At 48.2% G+C, this 19,200-nt stretch carries 16 protein-coding genes; all 16 read left to right on the forward strand.

The window, feature by feature from the left end; genetic code table 11:
* Window positions 1-121: 121 nt before the first annotated feature.
* The 16 genes from pyrH to truB all read left to right on the forward strand — a co-directional run bounded on the left by pyrH (window position 122) and on the right by truB (window position 19,172).
* Entirely contained in the window at window positions 122-847 is a 726-nt protein-coding gene (pyrH, locus tag GGC63_RS28755) for a UMP kinase (RefSeq protein ID WP_079910239.1), read from the forward strand.
* Between the two features lie 5 nt (window positions 848-852).
* A complete protein-coding gene (gene frr / locus GGC63_RS28760; RefSeq protein ID WP_079910238.1) occupies window positions 853-1,407 on the forward strand; it encodes a ribosome recycling factor in 555 nt (184 codons plus the stop codon).
* A gap of 58 nt (window positions 1,408-1,465) precedes the next feature.
* The gene (locus GGC63_RS28765) at window positions 1,466-2,233 is read left to right on the forward strand and encodes an isoprenyl transferase (RefSeq protein ID WP_192705209.1); all 768 of its coding nucleotides are present in this window, start codon (window positions 1,466-1,468) and stop codon (window positions 2,231-2,233) included.
* A gap of 20 nt (window positions 2,234-2,253) precedes the next feature.
* Window positions 2,254-3,051 (forward strand): phosphatidate cytidylyltransferase, encoded by a 798-nt coding sequence (locus GGC63_RS28770; protein WP_192705210.1) that lies wholly within the window; start codon window positions 2,254-2,256, stop codon window positions 3,049-3,051.
* 21 nt (window positions 3,052-3,072) lie between these two features.
* The gene (locus GGC63_RS28775) at window positions 3,073-4,215 is read left to right on the forward strand and encodes a 1-deoxy-D-xylulose-5-phosphate reductoisomerase (protein ID WP_192705211.1); all 1,143 of its coding nucleotides are present in this window, start codon (window positions 3,073-3,075) and stop codon (window positions 4,213-4,215) included.
* 168 nt (window positions 4,216-4,383) lie between these two features.
* Complete coding sequence (gene rseP, locus GGC63_RS28780; RefSeq protein WP_192705212.1) at window positions 4,384-5,637, forward strand: RIP metalloprotease RseP; 1,254 nt, start codon at window positions 4,384-4,386, stop codon at window positions 5,635-5,637.
* A 206-nt stretch (window positions 5,638-5,843) separates the two neighbouring features.
* Window positions 5,844-7,292 carry a proline--tRNA ligase gene (gene proS / locus GGC63_RS28785; protein ID WP_192705213.1) on the forward strand — a complete coding sequence of 483 codons (1,449 nt, stop codon included), beginning with the start codon at window positions 5,844-5,846 and terminating at the stop codon, window positions 7,290-7,292.
* Window positions 7,293-7,369: 77 nt separating this feature from the next.
* Window positions 7,370-11,674 (forward strand): PolC-type DNA polymerase III, encoded by a 4,305-nt coding sequence (locus GGC63_RS28790; protein ID WP_192705214.1) that lies wholly within the window; start codon window positions 7,370-7,372, stop codon window positions 11,672-11,674.
* A gap of 165 nt (window positions 11,675-11,839) precedes the next feature.
* Window positions 11,840-12,316, forward strand: a complete 477-nt coding sequence (gene rimP, locus GGC63_RS28795) for a ribosome maturation factor RimP (RefSeq protein WP_079910231.1) — start codon at window positions 11,840-11,842, stop codon at window positions 12,314-12,316.
* A gap of 39 nt (window positions 12,317-12,355) precedes the next feature.
* A complete protein-coding gene (gene nusA, locus GGC63_RS28800; RefSeq protein ID WP_192705215.1) occupies window positions 12,356-13,453 on the forward strand; it encodes a transcription termination factor NusA in 1,098 nt (365 codons plus the stop codon).
* A 38-nt stretch (window positions 13,454-13,491) separates the two neighbouring features.
* Complete coding sequence (gene rnpM / locus GGC63_RS28805) at window positions 13,492-13,803, forward strand: RNase P modulator RnpM (protein WP_079910229.1); 312 nt, start codon at window positions 13,492-13,494, stop codon at window positions 13,801-13,803.
* The gene (locus GGC63_RS28810) at window positions 13,793-14,122 is read left to right on the forward strand and encodes a YlxQ family RNA-binding protein (protein WP_192705216.1); all 330 of its coding nucleotides are present in this window, start codon (window positions 13,793-13,795) and stop codon (window positions 14,120-14,122) included. Before rnpM ends, GGC63_RS28810 begins: the two co-directional genes overlap by 11 nt.
* Window positions 14,115-16,886 (forward strand): translation initiation factor IF-2, encoded by a 2,772-nt coding sequence (gene infB / locus GGC63_RS28815; protein WP_192705217.1) that lies wholly within the window; start codon window positions 14,115-14,117, stop codon window positions 16,884-16,886. Before GGC63_RS28810 ends, infB begins: the two co-directional genes overlap by 8 nt.
* A 5-nt stretch (window positions 16,887-16,891) precedes the next feature.
* The gene (gene rbfA / locus GGC63_RS28820) at window positions 16,892-17,248 is read left to right on the forward strand and encodes a 30S ribosome-binding factor RbfA (RefSeq protein WP_079910226.1); all 357 of its coding nucleotides are present in this window, start codon (window positions 16,892-16,894) and stop codon (window positions 17,246-17,248) included.
* Entirely contained in the window at window positions 17,245-18,249 is a 1,005-nt protein-coding gene (locus GGC63_RS28825; protein ID WP_192705218.1) for a DHH family phosphoesterase, read from the forward strand. Before rbfA ends, GGC63_RS28825 begins: the two co-directional genes overlap by 4 nt.
* On the forward strand, window positions 18,246-19,172 hold the full coding sequence (gene truB / locus GGC63_RS28830; RefSeq protein WP_192705219.1) for a tRNA pseudouridine(55) synthase TruB: 927 nt from the start codon (window positions 18,246-18,248) through the stop codon (window positions 19,170-19,172). Before GGC63_RS28825 ends, truB begins: the two co-directional genes overlap by 4 nt.
* Window positions 19,173-19,200: the final 28 nt, after the last annotated feature.

Below are 19,200 nucleotides of genomic sequence, written 5' to 3' on the forward strand. Positions count from 1 at the left end.
CGGAAATTTATCATTTACCGTACATAAATACGGAAAAGTAAAACGTGGGAACACTTAGTGTTCCTTCTTTTTTAAACATAAACGAGCATGACAGCTGATTGACGAACGGGGGTAGTGAAGCTTGGTACAGCCAATCTTTAAAAGAGTCATATTGAAACTGAGCGGAGAAGCACTGGCAGGTCAGCAGGGATACGGAATCGATTCCGATATGATTTCCTCGATCGCAGCGCAAGTCAAAGAGGTTGTCGATTTGAATGTAGAGGTTGCCGTTGTTGTAGGAGGCGGGAACATCTGGAGAGGTATTGCCGGCAGTGCGAAGGGGATTGACCGTGCCACTGCGGATTATATGGGGATGCTCGCGACCGTCATGAATTCCTTGGCGCTTCAGGATGCCCTGGAGACGATCGGAGTGCCGACACGTGTGCAAACGTCCATAACCATGCAGCAGGTGGCAGAGCCTTATATTCGCAGAAGAGCGATTCGCCACTTGGAAAAAGGCCGGGTTGTCATCTTTGCAGCTGGTACAGGGAATCCTTATTTCTCAACCGATACGACAGCGGCATTAAGAGCGGCTGAGATCGAGGCGGAAGTCATTCTTATGGCCAAAAATAAAGTGGACGGGGTTTATTCCGCAGATCCGTTCAAGGATGCCAATGCACAGAAGTTTGAGACGCTAACCTATATGGAAGTGTTAAGCAATAATCTGGGCGTAATGGATTCAACGGCTTCTTCTCTCTGCATGGACAATAATATTCCGTTAATCGTGTTTTCCATAACCGAGAGCGGCAACATCAAGAAGGTTGTTCTCGGAGAAAAAATAGGTACGATTGTAAAAGGGAGTGTTTAACGATTATGCCACAATCGATTAAAAAGAATGCGGAAGACCGCATGGAAAAAGCAATCGGTTCGTTGAAGAGAGAGTTGGCCAGCCTTCGGGCAGGCAGAGCGACTCCGTCTTTGCTTGATCGCATTCAAGTGGAATATTACGGGGCTATGACGCCTATTAATCAATTAGCCAACATTAATACACCGGACTCCCGTACCCTTATGATTCAGCCATGGGATAAAAGCTCCGTCGCCGCTATTGAGAAGGCTATTATGAAATCCGATCTGGGGTTGACTCCTTCCAACGATGGATCGATGATCCGCATTGTGATTCCGGCCCTTACGGAAGAGCGTCGTACCGAGCTGGTGAAAATGACTCGCAAATTCGGTGAAGAAGCTAAGGTTGCTATCCGTAACATTCGCCGCGACGCAAACGATGAGATCAAGAAGCTGGAAAAGTCGGGCATCTCTGAGGACGAATCCCGCAAGCATCAAGAAGACATCCAGAAGTTTACTGATAAATATATCGGTGAAGTAGAGAAAGTGTTAGCAGCTAAAGAAAAGGAAATTATGGAAGTATAATGATAGAAGACCCCCTTTCGAGGGGGCTTTTACACTTTCCTTATTGGAGGAAAAAGAAATGATGCCTTTCAAGAAATGGTTTGGAAGCAAGGCTCAGAATGACGAGTGGGTAGAACGGATCGATGCCGATAATATTCCGAACCATGTTGCGGTTATCATGGATGGCAATGGGCGATGGGCTCAGAAGCGCGGCTTGCCGCGTATTGCGGGGCACCATTCAGGTATGAAAAACGTAAAAAAGATTACTATGGCTGCGAATGCTATCGGCATTAATGTGCTGACCATGTATGCATTTTCAACCGAAAACTGGAAAAGACCCAAGGAAGAAGTCGAGTATTTAATGAAGCTTCCTCTAGAATTTTTTCCAAAAGAGATCGATGAGCTTATCGCCAACAACGTGCAGATTCGTATGACTGGATGGCAGGAAAGTTTGCCAAACTATACACTAGAGGCGATTCAGAAAGCGATTGAGCAAACCAAGAACAATACGGGACTTATTTTAAATTTTGCTTTGAATTACGGAAGCCGCAGAGAAATGCTATCTGGTGTTAAAAAGCTGGCAGAGGATGTGGCATCCGGTAAAGTTACATTGGATGAAGTGGATGAATCGAAATTTGGCCAATACTTATTGACCTACCCGCTTCCTGATCCGGATCTGTTGATCCGTACGAGCGGCGAGCTTCGTATCAGTAATTTTTTGATGTGGCAGCTGGCTTATTCGGAGTTATGGTTTACGGATTTGTGCTGGCCTGACTTTACGGAGCGGCATTTTTATGAGGCAATCCAGGAGTATCAACGAAGAGCCCGGCGTTACGGAGGATTGTAGCAGTAATTGGAGGAATGAATTTGAAGCAGCGAATCATCACTGGGGTCATTGCCGGTTTAGGCTTCATGATTCTATTGTATCTAGGCGCATACTGGTTTGCCGGATTAATTGTCATTCTGTCCCTGATCGGTTTTAATGAGTTTTTACGAATGAATGGGCTGACGCCATATCGTATTACAGCCCTTTTCGGATACATAGGTACAGCATGCTTAACGATACCGTGGAATACGCTTCAACTTGCGTCGGTTGGATCCATGGACCGTATGATATGGTTGTTTATGTTCATTTTCTTATGCGCTACCGTCGTTTCCAAGAATGAGGTAACCATTGATCACGTGGTCATGATGTTCTTAGGGATGGTGTACGTGGGTATCGGTTTTCATTACATGATCGAGACTCGTGCTATGGAGAACGGGATGTTCTGGACGCTACTTGTTTTCTTCTGCATTTGGGCTACGGACTCCGGCGCGTACTTCACAGGGTCAGCAATTGGCAAGCATCCCTTGTGGCCGACTATTAGTCCTAAGAAATCGATTGAAGGCGCCGCAGGAGGAGTTGTTCTTTCCATCATTGTGGCTATCTGTTTTTCATTGGCTTCACCTGAACTGCTCTCTTGGAAACAGGCGTTGCTTCTCGGTATCATCATCGCTATAGTCGGACAAATGGGGGATTTAATCCAATCTGCTTATAAGCGGGTAAAGGGCATTAAGGATACGGGGGCCATCCTTCCAGGGCACGGCGGTGTACTAGACCGGGTGGATAGCTGGCTGATCGTGTTTCCGGTTGTTCATCTGCTTTCGTTACTTCCCCATACCTAATTCGATTGTTCGAGGTGAAACATGAAGCACATTTCCATACTTGGATCAACCGGTTCCATCGGTACACAAACATTGGACGTTATTTCCCATCACCCGGAACAGTTTAAAATTGTGGGATTGGCAGGCGGCTATAATGTGAAGCTCCTGCTGGATCAGGTACATCAATTTCGTCCCGCCAAGGTTTCCGTCGCAACGAAGGAGCTTGCTGATCAAATGAAGATGCATGTTCCCGCAGGTACCCAAATTTTTTACGGGGATCAAGGTCTTATTGAAATTGCAGCAGGTACCGATGCTTCCGATGTAGTAACAGCGGTCGTAGGGAGTCAAGGCCTGGAGCCTACCCTCGCAGCCATTCGGGCGGGAAAGCATATCGGGCTGGCGAACAAAGAAACCTTGGTCAGTGCGGGCCATCTGGTTACGGCCGAAGCCGAACGTCACGGCGTCAAGCTGATTCCGATCGACAGCGAGCATTCTGCCATTTTCCAATGTCTGAACGGCGAGTCCAGGAAAGACATCAAAAAAATAATGCTTACTGCCTCAGGTGGCTCCTTCAGAGAGTATTCCCGCGAGCAGCTCAGAGATGTGACAGTGGAGCAGGCGTTAAAACATCCGAATTGGTCGATGGGAGCCAAAATCACCATCGATTCTGCCACTATGGTTAACAAGGGGCTAGAGGTTATCGAAGCCCATTGGCTGTTCGGGCTGCCTTATGATCAGATTGAGGTACTGATACATCCTGAAAGCATCATTCACTCTTATGTGGAGTTTATGGACTGCAGCATTATTGCTCAGCTTGGCAATCCGGATATGCGGGTCCCTATCCAGTACGCCCTCACTTATCCGAATCGTATAGCTACACCGTCTCAACCGTTGAATTTGGCTGCTATGGGCAAATTGACCTTTCGCGAGATGGACTATGTCCGCTTTCCCTGCCTGAAAATGGCTTTCGACAGCGGCAGAGCGGGCGGGACAACGCCAACGGTATACAATGCTGCGAACGAAGTAGCCGTTGAACGCTTCTTGAAGGGTGAAATCGGATTTTTACAAATTGAAGATATTATTGCAAGCGCTCTGGATCGGCATGATCCGGTTGCGCATCCGGATTTGGAACAAATCACAGCCGCGGATACATGGGCAAGACAGACAGCAAGAATGGGAAGTTAATTGGAACAGGTAAATTCCCTGGCATCATTTCATCGACAAGATAATATGTTCATAACATGGCTCGGCTTGTATTCATATCGCAAATAATGTTAATCTTAATGAAAAGAATGAGCCCGACCATGGAACTGGTCTTTGACTAATCGCGATGCTTAAAGGGAGGACGTTCGATTGGCTACATTGCAAATTGCGTTTCAAATTGTTCTGCTATTTTTTGTTCTGGTGACGATACATGAGTGGGGACATTTTTATTTCGCCAAGCGGGCCGGGATTCTGGTCAGAGAGTTTGCGATCGGCTTCGGCCCGAAGCTGCTTTCTTTTAAGAAAGGCGAAACCCGATATACCCTTCGTCTGCTGCCTATCGGCGGATTTGTGCGCATGGCTGGCGAAGATCCAGAGATTGTTCAGATTAACCCCGGTCAGCGTATTGCTCTGGCATTGAAAGGCAATGAAGTGACCCATATTTATTTGAATGACCTGGATGATCGTTCCGATTCCGTGGTCGGTGTTGTCGAAGATATCGATTTGGAGCGCCGCCTGTTTATCAAGCTCGATATGGATGGCGAGCTCAAGCAGTTCTCCGTTCATCCCCAAGCGATGATGGTAAGCAAAGACAAGGAAACCCAGATCGCGCCGTGGGATCGCCAATTTGGCAGCAAAACCGTCGGCCAGCGGGCTATGTCTATATTCGCAGGACCGATGATGAACTTTATTCTCGCGTTCATTTTGTTCATTACGGTTGCCTTTATGGCCGGTGTACCGGATAAAGTGAAAATTCAAAGTACCGTTGCGGGCTCGCCTGCGGAAAAAGCGGGACTTATGGCGAATGATATTATTATTTCGGTCAATAATGAGCCTATTGGTGCTGACCGTAACAAGCTGACGAAGATGATCAAGCAGTCCATCAACCAACCGATGATCTGGATTATTGAACGCAATAAGGAACAAATTCGTAAAGAAGTAACCCCGGAAGAGAAAGGCGGCGGCTTAGTCGGTGTCAGCCTGATTTCGGAGAACCGGAAAGCTTCCTTTACCGATGCGGTCAGCAACGGGTGGAGCAGCATGTCACAGGCTGCCGTCTCCATCTTGGACAGCTTCGGCAAGCTCGTTACGTTACAGGTCAAAATGGACGATCTAGGCGGACCAGTCCGCATTGTTGAGTTCACCAGCGAACAAGCCAGTGCCGGCTTGCCTCAGTACACCTTCTGGGCGGCCATCATGAGCTTATACCTGGGGATGTTTAACCTGCTGCCGTTCCCAGCCTTGGATGGAAGCCGCTTAGTGTTCCTGGGCTTTGAAGCGCTTCGCGGGAAGCCTGTTGACCCAAGCAGAGAGAGCCTCGTCCATTTTGTCGGCTTTGCGATGCTGATGCTTCTCATGATTGCGGTAACCTATAACGATATTTTACGACTGATTAAAGGCTAGTTTATCCCTAAGTCATAGCCTTGCTGATGCAGGGCTATGCTTTTGTTTACTACATAGGATGGGTATGGCATGCTTCATGAGTTAGGCCCCTTCCGTTGAAGAGAGATTCCGAGATCATCAGATGTGACAATTGAACACGCTCGCTCATCTATGAAAGGCCTCTATATGAGGTTTTCTCATGATAGTTTGTAGGAGGAGAACCCCCAATGTCCAAAGAGAAGCAGTTTGTTAAGGAGATTACACCTCAAAGCGAGGATTTCTCCAGATGGTATATCGATGTTATTAAAAAGGCAGACCTGATGAGCTATTCGCCGGTGCGCGGTTGCATCGTGTTTAAGCCGGACAGCTATGAAATCTGGGAGAACATCCAACGTGAACTGGATGCAAGATTCAAAGAAACAGGTCACCGCAATGCATATTTCCCTATCTTTATTCCGGAAAGCTTTTTCCAAAAAGAGAAGGAGCATGTCGAAGGCTTTAACCCCGAACTGCCATGGGTAACGGAAGCAGGCGGAGAAAAGCTGGAGGAGCGCCTTGCCATTCGCCCTACATCAGAGACTATGATCGGACATATGTATTCCGAATGGATTAATTCGTATAGAGACTTGCCGCTGCTGATCAATCAATGGGCGAACGTGGTTCGTTGGGAGAAGCGGACGCAGCCGTTCCTGCGGACGAGCGAGTTTTTGTGGCAGGAAGGACATACAGCGCACGAGAATGAAGAGGATGCACGTCGTGAAACGATGCAAATGCTAGAAATCTACCGCGATTTCGCGGAAAACTTCCTGGCGATTCCGGTTATCGTCGGACAGAAGACCCCTTCGGAGAAGTTTGCCGGCGCCGTAGATACCTATTCCATCGAAGCGATGATGAAAGACGGCAAGGCGGTTCAAGCGGGAACCTCCCATTACTTGGGCACTAATTTCGCCGTAGCCTTTGATATTAAATACTTGGACCGCGAGAATCAGCATACCTTCTGTCATACGACATCCTGGGGTGTAAGCACGCGTCTTATCGGTGCGTTGATTATGGTTCACGGAGACGACAGAGGATTGGTTCTGCCGCCTAAAGTTGCTCCTACACAAGTCATCATGATTCCTATCGGTCCTCCGAAAACAAGGGAGCAAGTGGTAGCCCGTGTTGATGAGCTGTACGCTCAGCTGAAACAAGCCGGGGTTCGCGTAAAGGTAGACGACCGTCCGGATCAAAGTCCCGGCTGGAAGTTCAATGAATACGAGATGCGCGGCGTACCGATTCGTGTAGAGCTGGGACCTCGTGATATGGAAAACGGACAAGTGGTGCTTGTTTCGAGAATTTCCGGGGAAAAACGCGTAGTCCAGCAGGATCATTTTGTCGAAGAAGTGCAAAAAATGCTGGAAGAAATCCATCAACAAATGTATGATAGAGCTAAGCAGTTCCGCGATGAGAATTTCACTTCGGTGGATACGCTGGATGAATTCAAGTCGTTCCTGGAGCAGAAGCGCGGCTTCGCCTTGGCAGGCTGGTGCGGATCCGATGCTTGTGAAGCTCAGGTTAAGGAAGAGACAGGCGCAACAAGCCGTAACATCCCGTTTGAGCCTGGTGAACACAAATCAACATGTCTAGTATGCGGAGAAGCTTCCAAGCATACCGTCGTGTTCGGTAAAGCTTATTAATTGCAAGGATATCAAGGGCAAATCGGAAAGCAACATCTCCTGTTTGCCCTTTGTATGTTTTACGGGGGAGGAAGTTCATGAGCAGTACGGCAGTGAAGAGAGAACGCTTTGAGATGCTGATGCAGCAGGCCCATGTGCCTGTGGATGTAGTGAACTCTTTTTTTCAGGACGGGTATATTGATAGAGTTGAAACAACGCGCAAAAACAGAGAATGGACGTTTTATATCGTAAAAAGCACCATTGTTCCCAATGACGTGTACCGTTCCTTTTGCAAGATGATCCGTGACAAATTCGCCCATATTGCAGCAATCCGATTTATGCTGAAGTATACGGAGGATGTAGAACCGGAATTAGTGGCTCGTGAATATTGGGGAATGTTTATTGAGTGGGTGCAGCGGGAGGCTACCTCCGTCAACGGTTGGATGGCCCGGGCTAAGATAGAGGTTCAGGGGCATCAGCTTACGCTGATTTTACTGGATTCCATCGGGCTGGAGCTTGCCAAAAAGAAAAATATCGGACAGTGGGTGCAGACGTATTTCTCTGATTTCTTTGGCGTTGACTTCCATGTTCGTTATGCTATGGATGAGAACCGCGAAGCGGAGTTTGAGAAATTCGCCAAAAAAATTGAAGAAGAAGAAAAGATCGTCACCCAAGAGATCATGACATCTATTGAAGTGGAGGAAGCCGAGTCTCTCCCTGAAGCAGAGTTAAAGCTGATGGTAGGCTACGAGATTAAAGATCCTCCGGTACCGATTCAGATGGTTCAGGATGAAGAGAAGAAAGTGACGCTGCAGGGCGCCGTGTTCGGTTTGGAAGTGAAGGAGCTTAGAAACGGCAGCACCCTGTTTACATTTAACATAACGGATTTCACCGATTCCATGATGATCAAGGCCTTTGCCAAAACGAAGGAAGACGTTAAAATCTACAGCCTGATTCAGAATGGCACTTGGGTAAAGGTACGCGGAAAAGTGGAATATGACCGCTTTATGCAAATTCCCGAGCTGGTCCTCATCCCGAATGATGTCAATGAAGTGATGCCGCCGCCGGACCGCAAGGATGATGCTGCGGAGAAGCGGGTCGAATTCCATCTGCATTCAACCATGAGTACAATGGACGGAATTACTCCGATCGACCAATATATCAAAACGGCAGCCAAATGGGGCCACAAAGCTATAGCTGTTACGGATCACAGCGGTGTACAAAGCTTTCCAGAGGCCAATAAAGCGGCTAAGAAGCATGGCATCAAGATGATCTATGGTGTTGAGGCAAACGTTGTGGATGACGGGGTTCCAGTAGTGGAGAACGCACGTTCGATGGATTTGAAGGATACCGAATACGTCATCTTCGATATTGAGACCACCGGCTTATCTATCGTCCATAACAAGATTATAGAAATCGCCGGAGTGAAGATGAAGGATGGCAAGGAGATCGACCGTTTTGCCACGTTCATTAACCCTCATGAAAGAATCCCGTACAACATTCAACAGCTGACTAATATTACGGATGATATGGTAAGGGACGCTCCTGAGCTGTCAGACATGCTTCCCAAGTTTCTCGAGTTTGTAGGTGACTGCGTGCTTGTTGCTCATAATGCCCGGTTTGATATGGGCTTTATTCAGGCGAACTGTAAGCAGTTAGGTCTGCCGCCGGTTACGAATCCTTCTCTTGACACGCTGGAGATGGCAAGGCTGTTGTTCCCTACGATGAAAAATCATCGTCTGAACACGCTCGCCGATAAATTCAAGGTCAGCCTGGATAATCACCACCGGGCGATTGACGACTCCGTGGCGTTGGGCTATATCTTATTTCATCTTATTAAAGAAGCCAATGACCGCGGCATAACCGATCTGGAGCGGCTGAACGACGATGTCGGCAAAAGCTTGAAAAACACAAGACCGTTTCACTGCTGCATCTATGCAAAGAACATGGTCGGCAAGAAAAACCTTTACACGCTGGTTTCTTTGTCTCATACCGAATATTTTCATAGAGTCGCGTGTATTCCTAAGAGCTTGCTCCAAAGCATGAGAGAAGGCCTTATTATTTCATCAGGCTGTGAGAAGGGTGAGTTTTTTGAAACGGTGCTGAACAAGTCCATAGAAGAGGCAGAGGAAGTTGCGCAATTCTATGATGTGCTGGAAATTCAGCCTACTTGCGTTAATATGCATCTGGTGGACAAGGGCTTGGTAGGCAGCAAGGAACAGCTGGAGGATGCAACCCGTAGAATCATTGATATCGGGCGTAAATTCAACAAGCCGGTCATTGCCACCGGTAATGTCCATTACTTGCATCCGCGCGATAAAATATGCCGCGATATTACGATTAACGGGATTACCGGCTTCAGTCCATTAAAGGATATGAAGAAGCCGGATGTTCACTTCAGAACAACCAAAGAAATGCTGGCAGAGTTTCAATTCCTCGGTGAAGAGACTGCCTTCGATGTCGTCGTGCGGAATACAAGCGATCTGGCTGACCAATTCGAGGAGCTTCAGCTGTTTCCGGATAAACTGTTTGCACCGATCATCGAAGGTGCGGATGAAGAAATCCGGACCAAATGCTATGATGCGGCCAAACGTCTCTATGGCGAGCCGCTGCCGGAAGTCGTTGTCGCACGGCTGGAGAAGGAACTGGTGCCGATTATCAAATACGAGTTCTCTGCGAACTATCTTGTATCGGAGCGGCTCGTTAAGAAGTCTAACCAGGACGGATATTTGGTAGGGTCTCGGGGATCGGTAGGTTCATCCGTCGTAGCTACATTCCTGGGCATATCCGAGGTTAATCCACTGCCCCCGCATTACGTTTGTCTATCCTGCCAATATAATGAATGGTTTTTGGATGGAAGCGTGCCAAGCGGATTTGACCTCCCGGATAAGGAATGTCCTAAATGCGGAGCAAAGCTTAAAGGTGAGGGGCAGGACATTCCGTTCGAGACGTTCCTTGGCTTTAAAGGGGACAAGGTCCCCGATATCGACTTGAACTTCTCCGGGGAATATCAGCCGGTTGCCCATAACTATACGAAGGTGCTCTTCGGTGAGAAAAGTGTATTCCGTGCGGGTACGATCGGTACCATTGCGGAAAAAACCGCCTTCGGTTATGTGAAAAAGTTTGAAGAGGAGCAGGGGAAGAAATGGCGCGGAGCCGAGGTTAGCAGACTTGCCTCCGGCTGTACCGGGGTCAAGCGAAGTACGGGCCAGCATCCTGGCGGTATCGTAGTTGTTCCGGATTACATTGATGTGAATGACATTACACCAGTCCAGTTTCCAGCGGATGATACAAGTGCTGAATGGATGACGACGCACTTTGACTACCATGCCTTTGACGCGAATCTGCTGAAGCTCGATATTCTCGGGCACGATGATCCGACCATGATGAGGATGCTGCAGGACTTGACCGGAGTCGACCCTACGACCATTCCTATGAATGATCCTAAAGTCATGAGCATGTTTAACTCGACCAAGGCCATAGGAGCCACACCCGAGCAAATCCGAAGCACGGTAGCAACTTACGGCGTTCCGGAGATGGGGACGAAATTCGTACGTCAAATGCTGGAGGAAACGCAGCCTTCATCGTTTGCCGACTTGCTTCAAATTTCCGGTTTGTCACACGGAACGGGAGTTTGGCTTGGCAACGCCCAGGAGCTGATCAAGAAAGGCACTTGCACGATCAAGACCGTTATCGGTTGTCGTGACGAGATTATGCTGTACTTGATCTATAAGGCGGGAATGGACGCAGGGCTCGCCTTTAAAATTACAGAGAGCGTTCGTAAGGGTAAAGGTTTGACGCCTGAGTGGAAGGAAGATATGAAGAAGCACAATGTGCCCGCATGGTATATCGAATCCTGCGAACGGATCGAATACATGTTTCCGAAGGCGCATGCCGCCGCTTACGTTATCTCTGCGGTTCGTACCGCTTATTTCAAGCTGTACTATCCGATTGCATTTTACGCGACTTACTTTACGGTGCGTGCCGAGGATTTCGAGCTTGATCTGCTTTGCCAAGGCTATGACGCTATTTTGCGCAGGCTGATTGAGATTGAAGAGAAAGCATTCCAGGCTACGCCAAAAGAGAAGGCGATGGTATCCATACTGGAAATGGCACTCGAAATGACGGCCAGAGGCTTTTCCTTCAAAGGAATCGATCTGTACAAATCCGATGCGACGAAGTTTTTGGTTGACGGAGATTCCTTAATCCCTCCTTTCTCTGCTTTAGCGGGGATCGGGGTGAACGCCGCCAAAAATATTGCCGCTGCCAAGGATGACGGGCCGTTCCTGTCGATTGAGGATTTCCAAACACGCAGTAAGGCATCCAAAACGATCGTTGAGCTGCTCGGCTCGATGGGCTGCTTCCGCGGCTTACCGGAATCCAACCAGCTGTCGCTATTCTAGGCACTCCTCTTTCAATGAAGCAAGCCGTCTTCATATTGCATACCTATAAGGCTTATGGTATAATCTTCTTTGGTAACAACCGTTTATAAGTTCGGATCTTAGAGAGTGGGGAAACCCACTCTTTACATTTTGTTACAGAGATGAAAGCGTCTGGCTTTCCATTTGATGATAGGAGGTTGCAGGTTGATTTCGCAAATTAAACCTATAGTTGAATCACTTCTTCAGCCTTTTTTGGATGAGAACAACTTTGAATTAGTCGATGTTGAGTATGTTAAAGAAGGCAGCAATTGGTTTCTACGAGTGTATGTGGACAAGGAAGGCGGCATCGATATTGACGATTGCGGCCGTATCAGCGAATTTTTAAGTGAAAAATTGGATGAAAAGGATCCGATTCCTACCGCTTACTTCCTGGAAGTATCCTCGCCGGGTGCCGAGCGACCTTTGAAAAAGACGCAGGACTATCATAAGGCAGTGGGCCAGCATGTATTTGTGACGACATATGAGCCGGTTGATGGGTTGAAGGAATTCGAAGGAACGCTTCTGTCCTTTGATGAGCAGACCGTCGTCGTTGAAATCGGAAAGAAAAAACACGAAATTCCTTTCAACAAAGTAGCAAGCGCAAGACTGGCGATCGTGTTCTAAAACAGTGGTGGATTTTATGAGAGGGGGAGCTCCGTTCAAATGAACATGGATTTTATTGAAGCATTATTGGAAATTGAAAGGGAAAAAGGAATCGCCAAGGAAGTGCTGATCGATGCTATTGAAGCGGCACTGATTTCCAGCTATAAACGTAATTTTAATACCGCGCAAAACGTGCGTGTGGACATTAACCGTCACACCGGATTGATCAAAGTATACGCCCGCAAAACGGTGGTTGAGGATGTATTGGATCCCCGTATGGAAATTTCTCTATATGCTGCGCGTGAATTGAATCAGAACTATCAATTGAACGATATCGTCGAGATCGAGGTAACCCCAAGAGATTTCGGCCGTATCGCAGCGCAAACTGCCAAGCAGGTTGTTACCCAGCGGATACGCGAAGCGGAGCGCGGTTTGATTTATAATGCTTTCGTCGACAAAGAAGAGGATATTGTGACCGGTATTGTACAAAGACAGGACCTGCGCAATATTTATATCGATTTGGGCAAAATTGAGGCTGCGCTGCCGTTGACCGAGCTTATGCCGACAGATAAATTTAAGCAGGGCGACCGCGTAAAGGCTTATATTACGAAAGTGGAAAATACGACTAAAGGCCCGCAAATTATTTTATCTCGTACACATCCGGGTCTTTTAAAACGTTTATTCGAGCTGGAAGTTCCCGAAATTTTTGACGGCGTCGTGGAGATTCGTTCCGTCGCGCGTGAAGCGGGCTTCCGTTCCAAAATTGCCGTTTATTCACGCAATCCCGAAGTTGATCCTGTGGGCTCCTGTGTCGGTCCTAAAGGAATGCGCGTCCAAACAATCGTTAACGAGCTGAAAGGCGAGAAGATCGATATTGTACGCTGGGTTGAGAATGTAGACGAATACGTGGCTAACGCGCTCAGTCCTTCCAAGGTACTTGAAGTGAACGTGTTTGAGAGCGAGAAAATGGCCCGTGTTATCGTACCTGATTATCAGCTATCCCTTGCTATCGGCATTAAAGGGCAAAACGCTAGATTGGCTGCCAAGCTGACGGGCTGGAAGATCGATATCAAGAGCGAAACGCAAGCGGAGCAGGAATACGGCCGGCCTAAAACATTTACTGAGGAAATGCACCAGGATTCCGTCAGTATCGACTAATTTCAAATAAGCAGCTGACAAGTAGAAGGTGATCTAAGATGAAGCAAAAGAAAATACCTCTTCGCAAATGCGTAGCATGCCAGCAAATGATGCCCAAAAAAGAACTGATTCGCGTCGTAAAAACGCCAAATGACGACATCATCATTGATCTGACGGGTAAAAAAGCGGGACGTGGAGCTTATTTGTGCGGAAAGCTGTCTTGCTTCAGATTGGCTAAAAAGAGCCGAGCATTGGATCGCGCTCTAAAGCAATCGGTCAGCGCGGACATTTACGATGCTTTGGAACAGGATTTTATTAAAGTAGAGGATGAATTCATTGCCGGCAAAGAAGCGGCGGTGGATGATGAATAATAAATGGTTTAATAACTTGGGATTGGCCATGAGAGCGGGTAAAGTCATTACGGGAGAAGATGCCGTCATAGACGCAGTTCGTAAGGGCGAGGCCAAGATGGTCATTGTTGCAGAAGATTCCTCCCCCAACACTTTGAAAAAAGTGAACGATAAATGCAGTACCTATCAGGTTCCCATACATCAGTACGGCAGCCGTGAGCAGTTAGGAGCAAGTATCGGAAAGGAAACACGCGTTGTTCTAGCCATAACCGATGCTGGATTTGCGAAAATGCTGAAGAAAAGTCTGGAAAATCGTACGGAGGTGGACAGTATTGAGTAAACAAGACAATAATAAAGATAATAAGCTTAGAGTATATGAGTATGCGAAGTCTTTGAATATGAGCAGCAAAGAGATTATTACAATTCTTAAAAGACTTAGTATTCCAGTTAACAATCATATGAGTGTAATGGAGAACGATACAGTGGAGAGTGTGGAAAAATTTTTTAAAGAAGTAAAAGCCAATGCAGCAGCCAAACGAGGAACTAACGAAACGGGGAATGCTTCTATCAGTACGAATAGCACGAACACAGTGAACACAGACGCAAACGCACAAGCACAAGCTCAACAACCTAAGACAGACACTAAGCCTCAGGCTCCTCAAGCCCAAACAGGCAATACGCCAAGCAATCAGCAAAGAACCGGCGGAGGCCAAGGCCAATCCAACCGCGACCATAGCGGACCGCGTTCCGGCCAGCAAGGTCAAGGTGGAGGCAACCGCGGGCAGTATGGAGATCGTAGACCTCAAGGTCAAGGTTCCCAAGGCGGTTATAACAACCAACAGCGCAGCGGCAACCAGCAGGGCGGCAGCAATCCTAACCGAGGCGGCGGCCAACAAGGCGGAGGCTACAATCAGAACCGCGGCAGCCAGCAAGGCGGAGGCCAAAGCCAAAACCGTCCAAGCGGCGGATACAATCAAGGTCAAGGCAACCGCAGCGGTGCACCTGGCGGCGGCAACGGCAGCCGTTCTGGTGACCAGCGTTCCGGTCGTCCGCAAGGCGGATTCGATCAACGCAGGCCATCGTCTGATCAACGTGGCGCAGGTCAAGGAGCCTCCAACTCCTTCAACAAATCTATTGGTGCGGGCCCTTCAAGAGCTAGCTTACCCGTTGATGTAGATCAAGAGGATGCAGCTAGCAAAGGCAAGACAACGAAGAAGACCAAACCGAACCAGAAGCGTTTTGACGATAATAAAGTGAGTACTTCAAGAGGCCCGCAAAACAATCGGGGTAACAACCGCAATCAGAAGGGGAGATTCCAGCAAGAACCTGTGAAGAAGGAAAAAGTGGATAATACCCCTAAAAAAATTATCGTTCGTGGTACGATGACGGTTGGCGAGTTGGCTAAAGCTCTGCATAAGGATGCTTCGGAAGTTATCAAGAAATTGTTGTTCCTGGGCATTATGGCAACCATTAACCAAGAGCTTGATCTGGATGCCATTCAACTGCTTGCAAGTGACTATAATGTTGAAGTCGAACTGAAAATTCCGGTTGAGGAAGATAAGTTTGAGCAGTTCGAAGAGAAGGATGACGAAGCAGATCTGCTGGAGCGTCCACCGGTAGTCACCATTATGGGTCACGTCGACCACGGTAAAACGACCTTGTTGGATGCTATCCGAAAAACAAGCGTAACCGAGGGCGAAGCAGGGGGAATTACCCAGCATATCGGTGCGTACCAGGTCGAAATCCATAATAAGAAAATTACGTTCCTGGATACTCCGGGTCACGAAGCGTTCACATCAATGCGTGCCCGCGGTGCACAGGTAACGGACATTACTATTATTGTGGTCGCAGCAGACGATGGTGTTATGCCTCAAACCGTAGAAGCGATCAACCATGCTAAAGCGGCAAAAGTGCCGATTATCGTTGCGGTTAACAAAGTGGATAAACCTGAAGCTAACCCGGATCGAATCAAGCAAGAGCTTACCGAGTATGAACTGGTACCGGAAGAATGGGGCGGAGACACGATCTTCTGCAATATTTCCGCTAAACAGCGTATCGGTCTTGAAAATCTGCTTGATATGATTCTTTTGGTCGCTGAAGTTCAAGAACTGAAAGCTAACCCGAACAAACGTGCCAGAGGTACGGTTATTGAAGCCGAGCTGGATAAAGGTAAAGGTCCGGTTGCACGCGTTCTGATTCAGCACGGTACGCTCAAAGTCGGAGACAGCTTCGTAGCCGGCGTATGCTTTGGCCGCGTTCGCGCCATGGTCAACGACAGAGGCAAGAGATTGAAAGAAGCTGGTCCATCTACTCCTGTAGAGATTACCGGCTTAACTGAAGTGCCGCAAGCTGGCGATCCGTTTATCTGCTTCGAGGATGAGCGTAAAGCAAGAGCGATTGCCGAGAAACGTGCTGTTACGTTGAGACAATCGGAAATGGGCGCGAACGTTCGTGTTACATTGGACGATCTGTATAAACACATTAAAGACGGCGAAATCAAAGACCTGAACGTGATCATCAAAGGGGACGTACAAGGCTCCGTTGAAGCCCTTCGCGGATCTCTTGAGAAGATCGATATCGAAGGCGTTCGCGTCAAAATCCTGCATAACGGCGTAGGTGCGATTACTGAGTCCGACGTTATCCTGGCTTCCGCATCGAATGCTATCATTATCGGCTTCAACGTGCGTCCGGAGCCGCAAGCGAAGAATACGGCTGACCAAGAAAAAGTAGACATTCGTCTGCACAGCATCATCTACAAAGTTATTGAGGAAATCGAGCAGGCCATGAAAGGGATGCTGGATCCTGTATATAAAGAGGTTGTTATCGGGCAAGCAGAAGTCCGCAACATATTCAAGGTTTCCAAAATCGGCGTGATTGCAGGATGTATGGTCATCTCCGGTAAAATCTCCCGTAATGCTCAAATGCGCTTGATCCGCAGCGGAATCGTTGTGTACGAAGGTAACATTGACTCCCTCAAACGCTTCAAGGACGATGCGAAGGAAGTTGCTCAAGGTTACGAATGCGGTATATCTCTGGATAAATACAACGATATTAAAGAAGGGGATATTATCGAAGCCTTCGTAATGGAGACAGTTGAGAGGTGATTTGAATGGCGCGTATTCGCGTAGGAAGAGTCGGAGAACAAATTAAGAAGGAGCTTAGCCAAATCATCCAATCGGAGCTGAAAGACCCTCGTATCGGATTTATTACCGTAACGGGCGTCGAGGTAACGAATGATTTGTCTCAAGCCAAAGTGTTCTTAAGTGTCCTCGGTACTGACGAGCAAAAGGAAGAAACGTTAAAAGCGCTGGGCCGCGGCAGCGGATTTATCCGTTCGGAGCTCGGCAAAAGAATCCGGCTGCGTAAAATTCCGGATCTGATCTTCCGTTTCGATGCATCTATCGATTACGGCAGTCATATCGAGAAGCTGCTGAACCAAATTAACGGGGAGAATGCGCAGCCATGACGGCACTATCCCGGCAGGACGAGTATGCCGCTCATTTGGAGGCTGCTGCGCAATTCATTCGTGAGAACGATCATTTTCTGGTGGTATCCCATATTCATCCGGATGGGGATGCCGCCGGGTCTACATATGCCGTAGCATGGATGCTGACCGCTTTGGGCAAGCAGTATACCCTTATCAACGAGGGGAACATGCCTGAGAAGTTCAGGTACATGGGTGCCGGACAACAGACAGTGGTCGATTACGAAGCTTCGGCAGGATCGATGGAAGCGTCGTTTACCCGCGTCATTTGCGTGGATTGCGCGGACTTTTCCAGGATGGGCAGTGTAAGTCAGCTTTTATCTGCGGATGTAAAGCTGTTAAATATCGATCATCACGCAACGAATGACCGTTTTGGCAGCTGCAATTTAGTGGTGGATACGGCCGCTGCAACCGTCGAGGTTCTGTATGATCTTTGCATGACGATGAACATTCCGTTTTCGCAAGAGCTTAATGTTTGCCTGTATTCGGGGCTGTTAACCGATACAGGCGGCTTCCGGTACTCGAACACTACGCCGAAGGTAATGCGGATTGCTGCGGATATGCTTGAGCGAGGGGTTAAAGGGCATGAGCTTGCCGAGCATTTGCTCGAAAAGCTGTCCTACCCGCAGATCGCACTCATCAAAAGCAGCCTGTCTACCTTGAAATTCGCTCACGGCAACCAAGTAGCCTGGCTTTCGGTCACATTAGACGAGCTTGAACAAAGCGGCGCCAGTAACGAGGATTTGGACGGATTGGTCAACTACCCGAGAAGCGTTGAAGGCGTGGAGGTGGGCATTTTGTTCAAAGAACGGAAAGACATGGTGAAGGTGAGTTTGCGCTCCAACGGCAAGGTGGATGTGGCACAGGTTGCCAAAGCCTTCGGCGGCGGCGGACATGTCCGCGCGGCAGGATGTGCTGTCGAAGGGACGCTGGACGAAGCCATCGAACGGGTGGTTAAGGAAGTAGGTTTAGCGCTGGGATGACGAACGAAACGTTAGAAGGAATACTTCCGATTTGGAAGCCGGCTGGATTTACATCACATGATGTGGTTGCCAAAGCGAGACGTATTCTAAGGATAAAAAGGATCGGCCATACAGGAACGCTGGATCCTCAAGTGACCGGTGTGCTGCCGCTTTGCATTGGCCGTGCTACCCGTCTGGTAGAATATATCCAGGAGCTTCCCAAGGAATATGAAGCAACTTTAAAAATCGGTCTTGCTACCGATACGGAGGATGCAAGCGGTCAAATCATCGAGCAAGCAGACCAAGTCACCCTGACAGAACAACAGGTGCGTGAGACGCTGCATTCATTCGTAGGCGAAATCGAGCAAGTTCCCCCTATGTACTCGGCGGTTAAAGTCGATGGCAAGCGGCTGTATGAATTGGCCCGCCAGGGGGTTGAAGTAGAGCGCAAGTCGCGTAAAGTCTCAATTTATCAAATTGAGATATTACAAATGAATCTTGATATGCATCACCCGGAAATTCGCTTCCGTGTCCGCTGCTCCAAAGGAACCTATATCCGCACGTTATGTGTGGACATTGGGAAAGCACTCGGATACCCGGCGGTAATGTCGGAGCTTGTCCGTACTTCCTCGGGCAGCATCGGACGGGAGCAATGTCTTACCTTGGAGCAGCTGGAGCTGCTTCAACAGCAGGGCGGTTTATCGGACAAGCTGATACCGGCCGAAATAGCTTTAGCTCATATGCCCAAGGTGTGTTTGAGTGAAAGGCAGACTCGCAAGGCGCTGCTTGGGCAAAAACTGACCTTGACTCCTTCGGAGCAGACGGCTTTAACAGACGCTGAAGGGCTTAATTACGCGGTTTATAGCGAAAGCTCCCGATTTATAGGGATTTTTCTATGGAATCGCGATAAACAGGAACTGCAGCCAGTTAAAGTATTTTCGTAGCAAGCTTCGTCTGAAAAGAATGCAGGTG

This window comes from Paenibacillus sp. OAS669 (assembly GCF_014873645.1).
GTDB classification, from domain to species: domain Bacteria; phylum Bacillota; class Bacilli; order Paenibacillales; family NBRC-103111; genus Paenibacillus_S; species Paenibacillus_S vulneris.

What these genes read in the sequence shown, in the direction of transcription:
- frr (WP_079910238.1), top strand. Translation starts at nt 853, where the DNA reads ATGCCACAATCGATTAAAAAGAATGCGGAAGACCGCATGGAAAAAGCA.
- GGC63_RS28765 (WP_192705209.1), top strand. Translation starts at nt 1,466, where the DNA reads ATGATGCCTTTCAAGAAATGGTTTGGAAGCAAGGCTCAGAATGACGAG.
- GGC63_RS28775 (WP_192705211.1), top strand. Translation starts at nt 3,073, where the DNA reads ATGAAGCACATTTCCATACTTGGATCAACCGGTTCCATCGGTACACAA.
- proS (WP_192705213.1), top strand. Translation starts at nt 5,844, where the DNA reads ATGTCCAAAGAGAAGCAGTTTGTTAAGGAGATTACACCTCAAAGCGAG.
- GGC63_RS28790 (WP_192705214.1), top strand. Translation starts at nt 7,370, where the DNA reads ATGAGCAGTACGGCAGTGAAGAGAGAACGCTTTGAGATGCTGATGCAG.
- rimP (WP_079910231.1), top strand. Translation starts at nt 11,840, where the DNA reads ATGATAGGAGGTTGCAGGTTGATTTCGCAAATTAAACCTATAGTTGAA.
- nusA (WP_192705215.1), top strand. Translation starts at nt 12,356, where the DNA reads ATGAACATGGATTTTATTGAAGCATTATTGGAAATTGAAAGGGAAAAA.
- rnpM (WP_079910229.1), top strand. Translation starts at nt 13,492, where the DNA reads ATGAAGCAAAAGAAAATACCTCTTCGCAAATGCGTAGCATGCCAGCAA.
- GGC63_RS28810 (WP_192705216.1), top strand. Translation starts at nt 13,793, where the DNA reads ATGATGAATAATAAATGGTTTAATAACTTGGGATTGGCCATGAGAGCG.
- rbfA (WP_079910226.1), top strand. Translation starts at nt 16,892, where the DNA reads ATGGCGCGTATTCGCGTAGGAAGAGTCGGAGAACAAATTAAGAAGGAG.
- GGC63_RS28825 (WP_192705218.1), top strand. Translation starts at nt 17,245, where the DNA reads ATGACGGCACTATCCCGGCAGGACGAGTATGCCGCTCATTTGGAGGCT.
- truB (WP_192705219.1), top strand. Translation starts at nt 18,246, where the DNA reads ATGACGAACGAAACGTTAGAAGGAATACTTCCGATTTGGAAGCCGGCT.